Annotated in this window: 7 protein-coding genes; 4 read left to right on the top strand and 3 right to left on the bottom strand. The window is 26.4% G+C overall.

What is annotated here, in order from left to right; translation table 11 throughout:
* Positions 1 to 83: 83 nt before the first annotated feature.
* Entirely contained in the window at positions 84 to 482 is a 399-nt protein-coding gene (locus NG901_RS15815) for an FMN-binding protein (RefSeq protein WP_252216727.1), read from the bottom strand.
* Positions 483 to 814: 332 nt separating this feature from the next.
* Here NG901_RS15815 and NG901_RS15810 point away from each other — a divergent pair, with 332 nt between their 5' ends.
* From NG901_RS15810 to NG901_RS15800, 3 genes are all read left to right on the top strand, one after another.
* A complete protein-coding gene (locus tag NG901_RS15810; RefSeq protein WP_252216724.1) occupies positions 815 to 1,252 on the top strand; it encodes a hypothetical protein in 438 nt (145 codons plus the stop codon).
* Between the two features lie 201 nt (positions 1,253 to 1,453).
* The gene (locus NG901_RS15805; RefSeq protein WP_252216722.1) at positions 1,454 to 1,912 is read left to right on the top strand and encodes a VanZ family protein; all 459 of its coding nucleotides are present in this window, start codon (positions 1,454 to 1,456) and stop codon (positions 1,910 to 1,912) included.
* A 238-nt stretch (positions 1,913 to 2,150) separates the two neighbouring features.
* Complete coding sequence (locus NG901_RS15800; protein ID WP_252216717.1) at positions 2,151 to 3,686, top strand: AbgT family transporter; 1,536 nt, start codon at positions 2,151 to 2,153, stop codon at positions 3,684 to 3,686.
* A 364-nt stretch (positions 3,687 to 4,050) separates the two neighbouring features.
* Here the strand turns inward: NG901_RS15800 and NG901_RS15795 are convergent, their stop codons facing one another.
* Both NG901_RS15795 and NG901_RS15790 read right to left on the bottom strand, forming a co-directional pair.
* Positions 4,051 to 5,865 (bottom strand): LTA synthase family protein, encoded by a 1,815-nt coding sequence (locus NG901_RS15795; RefSeq protein ID WP_252216715.1) that lies wholly within the window; start codon positions 5,863 to 5,865, stop codon positions 4,051 to 4,053.
* 210 nt (positions 5,866 to 6,075) lie between these two features.
* Complete coding sequence (locus NG901_RS15790) at positions 6,076 to 7,572, bottom strand: YfdI family membrane protein (protein ID WP_252216713.1); 1,497 nt, start codon at positions 7,570 to 7,572, stop codon at positions 6,076 to 6,078.
* A 310-nt stretch (positions 7,573 to 7,882) separates the two neighbouring features.
* Here NG901_RS15790 and fusA point away from each other — a divergent pair, with 310 nt between their 5' ends.
* Positions 7,883 to 9,964 carry an elongation factor G gene (fusA, locus tag NG901_RS15785; RefSeq protein WP_252216711.1) on the top strand — a complete coding sequence of 694 codons (2,082 nt, stop codon included), beginning with the start codon at positions 7,883 to 7,885 and terminating at the stop codon, positions 9,962 to 9,964.
* Positions 9,965 to 10,005 lie beyond the last annotated feature (41 nt).

Raw genomic sequence — 10,005 nt, 5'->3', positions numbered from 1 at the left:
ACCTGCCTTGCACGCAGGGGGTCAAGAGTTCGAATCTCTTTATCTCCACCATTTAATAGAAATAAGCTATGAATATTCATAGCTTATTTTTTTGCTTTTTCTAGAGCATCTGCTATAGCTACTTTCCAATTAGAAGATATATCATTAATGTCATTAATGATAGTTATATCTGCTGACTGATTAGCTAATACTTCTTTTATTGTATCAGCTCTATATTTTTGTATATTAGGATTTGTTTTTCCATTGATATTTTCTCCAGTCCATTCTTCATAATTAATTTCTTTTCCATTAGTATCTAAATGACGAATGACTATATCTACTATTTTACCACGTTCAACATTTACAGTAACATCATCATATCCATCTGAATACATATTACCTTCACCTATATAGATTCCATCTTTATACGCACTTTTATTATTACAACATGTTAAAGATATTGCTAAGAATAAACTTGTAATTATAATTAATATTTTTTTCATATGATCACTCCTTATTACATATAATTTATTTAATGCAGATAAAGATTGATATTAAAAAGTAGTATTTAAACATATAGCAATAATAGTTTGTTCATATAATAGTAAATTTATTAATAAATTATTTTATTTATATATGATTAAAATTATAGATTTTTTAAGTAAGAAAATTTCAGACTTATGAAATAAACTGTTAACTAACATTAATAGCTATTATTTTAAAACAGTATTGATATTTTACTTATTATAAATAAGACTTTTAGTAATATTTTATTGGCAAATAACATATTAAATTTATAAGGAAATGATTTATTAAAAATAGGGAGTGAAGTTATATGGTTAGAACTATTGTGTGTGAAAAAGACGGATGTAGTGGAAATAAATTTTATATAAATAGCAAAGATAATAAAATAAAATTAGTATGTAGTGAATGTAATAAAGAGTACTACTATGATAATAATAGTTATGATTTTAAAATATTATCAAGCTGTTCATCATGTAATAATAGTAAATTTAAAGTTTTTAAGGATTTAGATAATGATGATATATACGCAAAATGTACTAAATGTGGTGCACCACCAGAAAAGGTATTTATAGATAGTGATGGTGTTCAAGTAACATATGAAGCAAAATTGTTACATGATATAAAGGATTTAATGCATCAAGTGGATCAAAGAGTTTGTAATTTGGAATTAAAGGTTGAAGGCTTAGAAAAAGGTCATGAATTATTAGAAGAATCATTAGCTTACATAAATAAATATATGTGTGAATAAGCTAGATTCAGCAAGATATAGTAAAGTATTTTAATACAATTATACTTGGTGTATAATAATATAAGGTTATGTTTTAGTAAAGTGCTGATATATGCATAAACAAATTGGACTGAGTAATTGAACGCCACTTTGCCTATTGCATATATCAACACATATTTATAAGCATAGTCTTATATTAAATATAATGTAATGGAGTGACTAATGAAAGAAATTAAAAGTACATTTGATAAAAGAAAAGCAATTAACTGGATTTTGTTAATATTATGGATGATTATTATATTTGTTATGTCTAATCAACCAGCAGTTGTATCTGATAAACAAAGTAGTTCAGCAATTATGATATTAACGCAACTAGGAATAAATATGAATAGTATCTTTGGAGAATTAGCTAATTTTATTGTTAGAAAAATTGCACATTTTTTGGAATATATGATATTAGGTATATTAATATTAAATGTTTTAGAAATTCAATATACTAGACAAAAAATAAGGTTATTAGGAATGATGTTAGTATTTTTATATGCTTGTTCTGATGAAATACATCAAGTATTTGTGCCAGGAAGAGAAGGTGCTTTTAGAGATGTGTTGATTGATACATGTGGAGGTACATTTGGAATTTTAATAACAAATAAAATAAAAGCTTTAAGATTAAAAAAATAAAAGTTTAATCTTAAAGCTTTTATTTTTAGGAAAAACTGCAAAAATGAATTTTTTAAATGCAAAAAAAATCAAAATAATGCTATAATATTAAAAATTTATACTTTTTATCACTGTTTTTTATCAAATCCGAGGTAATTTTATTGATAAAAATATGATTTAATAATATAATGAATATATATGTATATAAAAATTTCTTAAATTAAAAAAATGATTTTTACATTTTACCAAGGAGGAACTTATGGAAAACAATAAACGTAAGTCTGGGATACTTACATGGGTGGAAAAGATAGGTAATGCACTTCCGCATCCTACTACATTATTTGTAATATTTTGTGCAGCCTTAATGATAATATCACACATTGCTTATTTAGCAGGGGTTAGTGTAAGTTATGAAGGAATTGATAGAACCACTATGGAATTAAAAGAATTTACTGTTGGAGTAGTGAGTCTTTTAACACCAGAAGGAATTAGATATATGTTCACAAGTGCAATTAATAACTTTACAAGTTTTGCACCATTGGGAACAGTATTAATTGCATTATTAGGCGTTGGAGTTGCGGAAGGTAGTGGCTTAATTTCAACATTATTAAGAAAATTAGTAACAAGTACACCAAAAAGATTTATAACTATGGTAGTTGTATTTGCTGGGGTAGTTTCTAATATAGCTTCTGATGCAGGATATGTTGTGTTAATACCATTAGGAGCAGTTATATTCAGGAGTTTTGGTAGACATCCCTTAGCTGGTATTGCAGCAGCATTCGCTGGTGTTTCAGGTGGATTCAGTGCAAACTTATTACCAGGACCAACTGATGCTTTATTAGGAGGAATTACAACAGAAGCAGCTAAAATATCTCAAGCTGGATATGATGTTCAAATTACATCAAACTGGTACTTTCTAATAGTATCAACTTTCCTTATAACAATTTTAGGTACAATAGTTACTGAAAAAATAGTTGAACCTAGACTTGGAAAATATAAGGGTGAAGAAGAAAAAGAAGAAGTTATAAAGATTAGTAAAGAAGAAAAAAGAGGTTTATTATTTGCGGGTATTGCATTTGTATTAACTTTAATTTTATTAGCAATATTAGTTGTTCCATCTAACGGAATACTAAGAAATCCAGAAACAGCAGAGATTTTAAAATCACCATTTATGGATTCTATAGTTGTTATAATTGCAATAGTATTTTTAATACCAGGTATTGCATACGGTGTTGGAGCGGGAACAATTAAGAATGACAAGCAAGTTATTGATTTAATGGGAAAAAGTATGGCTGCAATGGGTGGATACATAGTATTAGTTTTTTTTGCATCTCAATTCGTTGCTTACTTTGCACATAGTAATTTAGGAACAATAATAGCGGTAAAAGGAGCTAATTTCTTACAATCTACAGGAATACAAGGAATACCTTTATTATTAGGATTTATAGTAGTTGCTGCATTCATAAATTTATTTATGGGATCTGCATCAGCTAAATGGGCTATTATGGCACCTATATTTGTACCTATGTTAATGGGATTAAATTACTCACCAGAATTAACTCAAATGGCATATAGAATAGGAGATTCTACAACTAATATTATTTCTCCTCTTATGAATTATTTTGCGTTAGTAGTTGCTTTCTCAGAAAAGTATGATAAAGAGAGTGGAGTAGGAACTCTTATATCAACAATGGTACCATATTCATTAGTATTCTTAATTGGATGGAGTCTATTATTAATAGTTTGGTTTATATTTAAATTACCATTAGGACCAGGAGTAGGTATGATGATGTAATATTGTTTAATAACAAGGTTATATTTTAATATAGTTTTGATATATGTATAAGAAAAGTGGACTGAGTAATTGAACTTAGGAATACTAAAATGAGATATAGTCCAATTTTAGCTTGCTCCAAATATAAAATTGAGACAAGCAGTAAATGTGACAATACTCATTAACTATTCTCAAAGTCCAATTACAATGCCACTTTTCCTATTGCATAGATCAACACATATTTAAAATATAATCAATAACAAAAAGGATGTTGAATATTTCAACATCCTTTTTGTTATTGTACATAAAATTATAAAATTAAAAAAACTCTCAATTCTTAATTATTTACTCTCAACTAAAAAGCGTGGTTTAGCAACTTTTGTTCTTATTTATGATTAAAATAATTAGTTTTTATAATTTTTTCACCTATCTCATATGCTTTTGAAACATGTTCTTCATCTGGTGGTTTAACATTTCCTATAATATGATTTCCTTTTATAGTTATTGCATCTCTATTAGTATTAACTAAAATTCTGCCCATAGTAGAATCTCTATACAAATTATCATCAACACCTAATAAGTAACATATTGTTGGAAGTATATCTATTTGTCCACCTGTCTTATTTATAATTTTATGTTTCATATCTTTAGAGTAGATTATTAATGGAATTTTATGATCAACTTCATCCCACCAATTGTTCTCATAGTCAATGTCTTGAATATCTTCATTATAATACTTATGAACACCTGTATGATCCCCGTAAATAACCAATACAGTATCATTTAGTAGCCCAGACTCATTTAATTTATTATAAAACATTTCTAATTGATTATCTGTATATAATACACTTTCGAAATATCCTCCTAAGTAACTATCATTAACTTCATCAGGTAAGTTCAATTGTCTATATTTTTCATTTAAATCAAAAGGTCCATGATTAGATAAAGTAGGAAGTTGAATAAAAAATGGTTGCTTTATATCTTTAAGTTTATTTGCAGTTTGACTTAAGAAGCTTCTATCTGATAATCCGTATCCAACACTTTCTTCATAAACGTAATCATTAATAGTCCAAAGTTCATTAGCTCCAAAACTATTTTTATGTAATTCAGTCCAATTAAATTCATTTGGCAATTCAGCATGAGATGATATAGTAAGGTATCCATTTTTTTGTAGAATTCTTGGAAGCGAATTAGGATAAACATTTTCTCCATAATTTAAAGCAGTTATTTTATTTCCTAATGGATACATAGAGGTATTGATCATAAAATCACAATCTATACTATTTCCTGCATTATTTTGTTCATAGAAGTTATTAAAATATAAACCTTCACTAGCTAGTTTATTTAAAAATGGTGTTATTTCTTTGCCATTTGTTTTTTGATTTATAACAAAGTTTTCTAAAGATTCTATCTGAAGAAATACAACATTTTTTCCTTTAAATAATCCTTTGTATTCATTGTCTTCAATATTTTCTTTATTAAAGGTCAACCAATCTTCAATTGCTTTTTTATCTTCATTAGAAGGTTTATCGTTAAAATACTTATTAATTGATCTTGTACCTTCTACTATATGATATCCTAAAGGGCCAGGGGCTTTTACCTCCATTAAGGTTGTCCATTGATTAAAAATTATGCTATCACCAAATTCACCCAATTGAAGGGCATCAACACATATGCATGATCCTATAATCATAAATACTGAAATTATCATTGTAGCAAAAAACTTTTTAAAACTTCTTTTATTATTATTTTCAATATTACTTTTAATGATCCAAGTTAACAATAATATAACATCTACAATGAATATAAAATCAACAGGTCTTAAATTAATAAGTGAATGTTGTAAAGGGTTAAATGTATTTTCAAAGAAAATATTTTTTAATCCTAATAAATCTCTATTAGCTCTAAAGTAAGATAAATCTGCTATTAATAGTATGGTATATAGTGAGTTTAATATAATATAAAAGATAGTTTGTTTATTCTTTGAAAATAGATAACCAAATGAATAAAATAAAAGAATAAATGCAAGATAAATAATCGCAAATTTAAAACTTAAATTTTTCTTTAATATTCTATCAGCAGTATCTATATTAAGAATGGATATGAAAAGAATGGTTTTTACTAACATAGCAACAATAATAAAAAGCTTTAATATTGAAACTCTATCAGAAAACAATTTTCTGCAATTTAATTTTTTCATGAATAGTAAATCTCCTATGTAACATAATATTTTTAACTATATATTTAAGAGTTGATATATAAATAAATAAAACTGGACAGAGTAATTGAACGTAAGAACACTAAAATAAGTATAGTCCAATTACAATGCTATGTTACCTATCGCATATATTAATTAATATTTAAATAGAGAATTATAAATATATAGTTAAATTAAAGTAAGCTCAAATTATTATCTTTTCTTCGAAAATATATCAGTTATTTTTGAGAATGTATAAGAAATAGTTATTATCAATAAAAGATCAAAAATAAAATTAAATAAGAATAATTGTTTTGCAGTATCAGCTCTACCATTTCCTACAAAAGGCATAGGGAACTGAATAGCAGCTATAAACATAATAGTCCATATTAAAAATATCTTATTTTTTAGCTCTCCATTATTTTTATTTCTTAAATAAAGCCAGCCACTATATACAAAAATTATTAAAAATACTGAAATTATAAATAATAAATTCTTAGGTAAATAATTTTCTTTAAAGTCTGACCAAGTAGTAAATCTATTAAAATCAATTGTTGGTTCAGAACTATATTCTATTGATGTTTTTCCTAATAAGGTGCTTGTATCAAAAGCTTTACTTGCAGTATATTGCATTCCTTCTATAAGTCTTAAAGGATGGGTTATATAGAATTTAGCTAATTTAGAGTTTCCTATTTTCCCATAAAATTCATTATTAGTTATTTCTGTTCTTGGAATGTATTTTACATATTCTTCATCACTTAAATAAGAATGTTTTCCAGCCTCTGAAGCCATGTCAGGATTAAGTCCTAAATCAATTAAATCTTGCTCTGGAGTTTTAGAACCATTAAGTACACCGTAAAATACAGAATTATATTGTGTGTCATTGCTTATATTTCCATTGAAGGCATTGAAAACAAGAGGATAAGACATAATTAAGCATAAGGAAATTATTATTGATACAAAGTTTTTCTTAGAAAGATATTGTTTATTGTCTAAAATTATTTTTAATAATAATATCATTAAAAATGGTACAGCAGTTACTACTTGCATTTTTGAACCTAAAAATAAAAATGTAGCTAGCAATATATATACTATTTTTGACATTATCTTATCATTATCTTTTTTTACATATTTATAGTTTATGTAATGTAAAAATGAAGCAATAAGTAATAATAATGTACATAACATCATAGGTTCACCATAGAAACTATTAAACCAAATTATATAATTCCCATCAAATAACATAAATAAACTTAAAACTCCTATAAAAGTTAGATTTAAGCTATTTTTTATATTTAAATATTTTAATATTATAAATATAGAAAGAATATAAATAATACTATAAGCTATTGCTAAATATTCAGTTTTAAAAATATTGCTACTAAATAGTTTGCAAAAGATACTTATAATTAAAATTAAAAATCCAATACTAGATCCAATAATGGACCCAATAATAGTTTTGAAAAAATTAGATATTTTATAATTACTCACTATATAATCATAAAATCTAACGAAATTAGGATTGTTTTTATCAGAATCAAGCAAAGATATTCCTGAAGCATTCATAACTCTATCAAAGTCACCTTGATCAGCTACACCTACATGAGGATATTTAAATAATATAAAGGCTATTAAGCTGATTGAAGCTATTACAAAAGTTAAAAAAAGCAATCTATTATAATTACTTTTTAATTTAAATTTACTCATCATTTACGAAATTTCCCCCGTATAGTTTATTTTTGAAATTCATAAGCTTTATTATAGCATTATCTAAGGATAAATTTAATACTTATAATATATAAAACTTTATGTATAGTATTTGAAATTTATAAATATATATTTAATAATTGATATATTTTAAGTATTAGTCAGAAAAAATAAAATATTCTGAATGTTTCAAAAAATAAAAAAGGAGTTTTTAAATATATTATTGAATAATATATTTAAGATAATAAGTATTTAAAGGAAAGGCAGGTGAAAGCCAACTCCTAAGGAAACTTATAGGTTTGGCTATGAATTTATGAGAAGTTATAATATTAAAAACTTAAGAAATATAGGGTTAATGGGTCATAGCGGTACAGGAAAGACTTCTTTGGTTGAAGCTATTTTATACTATTCTAATATAATTGATAGATTAGGAAATATAGAAGATGGAACAACTACTTTAGATTATGATGAAGAAGAGAAAAAAAGAAAGCTTACAATTTCACTTTCTGTAGCACCAATTGAAGTTAATGATGTGAAAATAAATATTGTTGATACTCCTGGATATTACGATTTTGAAGGCGAATATATTGAAGGCATGAGAGCTGTAGATGTAGGAATGATAGTTGTTAGTGGAGTATCTGGAATAAAGGTAGGAACAGAAAAAGCTTGGAAATATTGTAATAAAATAAAATTGCCAAGAACATTTTTTATAAATAAATTAGATAGGGAAAATTCTAGCTTTGATAAGGTTTTGCAATCACTTAAAGATAAATTTGGTATGAGTGTAGTTCCAATTCAATATCCCATTGGTTCTGAGGGAGACTTTGAAGGGGTAGTTAACATTATTTCAAATGAAACTAAGGTATATAATCTTAAAACTAAGAAAACTCAAATAATAGATATACCAGAAAACTTAAAAAATAAAATACAAGAATGTAAAGAGATGATTATGGAATCAGTAGCAGAAACTGATGAAGTTTTACTTGAAAAGTATTTTAGTGAAGGAACTTTAAGTGATGAAGATATATATAAAGGCCTTATTAATGGGTGTGCTACTGGTGAAATTGCACCAGTAATGTGTGGTAGTTCATTAAAAGTTATAGGTGTTGATACTTTACTTGATAATATAATTGATTGTTTCCCATCCCCAGAATATGCAATTCCACAAAAAGCTTTAAATATTGAAACTAATGAAGAGGAGTTTATAAGCCTTGACGAAAATAAACCTTTTTCAGCTTTGGTATTTAAAACAATTGCAGATCCATTCGTAGGAAAAATATCATTCTTTAGAGTTATGACAGGAACAGCAACAGAAGATAGTAATGTATTAAATGCTAATAAAAATAAATTAGAAAAGTTTTCTCATATGTATTTCATTAGAGGAAAAAATCAAATGCCAACTAAAAAAATTATAGCTGGAGATATAGGAGCTATATCTAAATTACAATATACAGATACAGGAGATACTTTATGTGATAGTAACTTTAAAATATTATATGATAAAATGAATTTTCCTGTTCCAGTTATTTCAATATCTGTGATTCCTAAGACTAAAGGTGATGAAGAGAAGATATCTCAAGCTTTAACTAAATTAAAAGATGAGGACTTAGTTTTTGATATAACTAGGGATAATGAAAGTTCAGAAATAATCATATCAGGCCTTGGTGAAACACATATAGATATAATTGCAAGTAAGATTAAAAATAAATTTGGTGTAGATGTTATATTAAAAGCACCTAGAATTCCTTATAAAGAAACTATAAAATCGTCATCAGATGTAAGAGGAAAGCATAAAAAGCAATCAGGTGGACATGGACAATATGGTGATGTAGTAATAAAATTTGAACCTAGAAGTGATGGAGAGACAGATTTGGAATTTGTAGATAAAGTAGTTGGTGGAGCTGTACCGAGAAACTTTATACCTGCAGTAGAAAAAGGTTTAAGAGAATGTATTGAACATGGAGTTCTTGCAAAATGTCCAGTTATAGGGCTTAAAGCTACATTGCATGATGGATCATATCACCCTGTGGATTCATCAGAAATGGCATTTAAAGTAGCTGCATCGGTAGCTTATAAAAAGGGTTTAGAAGAAGCTAAACCAATACTATTAGAGCCTATAATGAAACTACAAGTAACTGTTCCAGATGAATATACAGGTGATGTTATGGGTGATATTAACAAAAAGAGGGGGAGGATTATTGGAATGGAACCAAAAGATTCAGCTCAAGAAATAACAGCTGAAATTCCTCTTTCTGAGATAAGCAGATATGTAACTGAATTAAGATCTATTACACATGGTAGTGGAAGCTTTAAAAAGGAGTTCTTAAGATATGAAGAGGTTCCAGAAATGGAAGCAAATAAAATAATAGAGAATTTAAACTCTGAAGAAAAGTAAAAGTATAAATTGAAAGCATAATTAAAAGAGATATAAGCACC

It is taken from the genome of Clostridium sp. CMCC3677, assembly GCF_023845585.1.
GTDB lineage: Bacteria > Bacillota > Clostridia > Clostridiales > Clostridiaceae > Clostridium > Clostridium aquiflavi.
Note: the sequence above shows the minus strand (reverse complement) of the source record. Positions and strands in the feature narration are given on the sequence as shown.

Bases quoted from the DNA above. Each gene is read 5' to 3' on its own strand.
- NG901_RS15795 (WP_252216715.1), bottom strand. From the start codon at position 5,865: ATGAAAAAATTAAATTGCAGAAAATTGTTTTCTGATAGAGTTTCAATA.
- NG901_RS15800 (WP_252216717.1), top strand. From the start codon at position 2,151: ATGGAAAACAATAAACGTAAGTCTGGGATACTTACATGGGTGGAAAAG.
- fusA (WP_252216711.1), top strand. From the start codon at position 7,883: ATGAGAAGTTATAATATTAAAAACTTAAGAAATATAGGGTTAATGGGT.
- NG901_RS15810 (WP_252216724.1), top strand. From the start codon at position 815: ATGGTTAGAACTATTGTGTGTGAAAAAGACGGATGTAGTGGAAATAAA.
- NG901_RS15815 (WP_252216727.1), bottom strand. From the start codon at position 482: ATGAAAAAAATATTAATTATAATTACAAGTTTATTCTTAGCAATATCT.
- NG901_RS15790 (WP_252216713.1), bottom strand. From the start codon at position 7,572: ATGATGAGTAAATTTAAATTAAAAAGTAATTATAATAGATTGCTTTTT.
- NG901_RS15805 (WP_252216722.1), top strand. From the start codon at position 1,454: ATGAAAGAAATTAAAAGTACATTTGATAAAAGAAAAGCAATTAACTGG.